The sequence below is a fragment of the Alteromonas sp. ALT199 genome, from assembly GCF_018619335.1.
In the GTDB taxonomy this organism is placed as follows: Bacteria; Pseudomonadota; Gammaproteobacteria; order Enterobacterales; family Alteromonadaceae; genus Alteromonas.
The window spans coordinates 1-1,547 of record NZ_JAHHDX010000139.1 but is presented as its reverse complement, the minus strand read 5'-3'; the positions used below and the strand labels follow the sequence as shown (position 1 = coordinate 1,547).

Sequence of the window (1,547 nt, the reverse complement as noted above, 5' to 3'; positions counted from 1 at the left end):
CTTAACTTCAAGGTGGTATTTTATTTTGATTGGCTGTTCAATTAAAATAAATTGTATAGTGTTCTAACTATTATTTCAACGCTGATGTATTTTCAGAGCAAGATTGAGTGAGTGTTTAAAGCGTGCTTTTAATACTTAATTTATTGTTTCTTATAAATAAAAAATGAAACATTAAATATGTTAGAAAACTTTCTACAATAGGTGCAGCACGACTTATTAGAAGACGGTGGGTCATGAGAAAATGTTTAGTTGAAACTAATTAGTGTGAAACAAACGTGTACAAAGCAAAGGTATGGGAAATTTATAGTGCGGTTCAACAGTGTTTAGCAGGTTATAAAAGCGTTCGAAACGGCAGCCTAAAACTTTTTAAAAGTGAACAGTATTTATTTTAGGCGGCCTTTACCACATCAGTTATGCTACGGCGCTTGTGTTTCAGTTTTGATAGTACAGTGATAATAACCAGAATTTATGGAGACAGTGGCAACGTCGCCTTTATTCCAAAACGCTACCCCCTTGTTATTTGTGTATTTTGCCCCCGACGCAGAGCGAGACAACTGTACAATATGATGCGTGTTATTGAGTGACAGTGCTAATGTGTCTGGGCCCAATGTATTCACACGTAATTCTCTAGTGCTAGCATTAGGTGTCTCACATTCGTACGCAATAACATTTGCCACTACGTTGGTACTACTAACATCTTGCTTTTTAGTTGTAACCTGCTGTGCTGTTCTCACTTTTGTATTATTTAGTTTAGCGCTTCTATTTGTCGCACCTTGTGAGGGGGCAGTAATAACTGCTTTTACTTTTTCGTTGCTCCTACTGTCATACAGTACTAACCAGGTGTTATCTATTATTGCGTAAGTTTTTGATGAGGTTAAAGCATCAACAAATCTTTGTTCTTGCTTCATAAGAGCTTTCGCACACATCTTTCTAGTAAGTATGACTTTATCGGCTGAAAATGGTTGAGCTTCGCTATCTTCACTAAATGTTTTATCGGTATTCTTAGCATTGAGTTCGCCGGTGTACTGATTACAGCCTGTAGTGCCGCTCACTCTGCTAACATCGCCACTTGAATTCACGTTAAGGGTAACGTGACTAAAATCAATAATACCTGCTTGGTTAATGCTTTCGACCTGCCAGTGACTAGTAGAGAGTGATAGCTGCACACTCTCACTATCTTGCTCTTTATTGTTAGCTGAATACATTGAAGAAACTGAACTGCACGCCGTTAAGGAGATAAGTGCAGGTAATACTAAAACACGAAAGTGCTTTTTTTTAGTCATGAAGACTCCACATTATTTTACTAATAACATTAGGAGTCGCTTTATATGACTAAGTTCAGCCTGGCGCTTAGTTATAGAGAAATGCTAAATGCTGAGGCATACCAATGGATTTGTCGGTAACGCGACAGTTTGTATTAGGCCGATAAGAGTAAACTAGGATTTCGATATGTTTTGCGGTTGATGAAGTATGAAGAATTTAGAACAGCACTTAAGTGAGTACGCCAAATACCATAGAGATCAAAAAAATATATATACCCATTATAT

At 37.2% G+C, this 1,547-nt stretch carries 1 protein-coding gene; it reads right to left on the bottom strand.

Annotated features, from left to right (window positions below; all coding sequences use genetic code 11):
- Positions 1–416 precede the first annotated feature (416 nt).
- Positions 417–1,283 carry an META domain-containing protein gene (locus tag KL866_RS15275; RefSeq protein WP_025256014.1) on the bottom strand — a complete coding sequence of 289 codons (867 nt, stop codon included), beginning with the start codon at positions 1,281–1,283 and terminating at the stop codon, positions 417–419.
- Positions 1,284–1,547 lie beyond the last annotated feature (264 nt).

Excerpts from the sequence above, each read along its gene's own strand:
- KL866_RS15275 (WP_025256014.1), bottom strand. The coding sequence starts at position 1,283 with ATGACTAAAAAAAAGCACTTTCGTGTTTTAGTATTACCTGCACTTATC.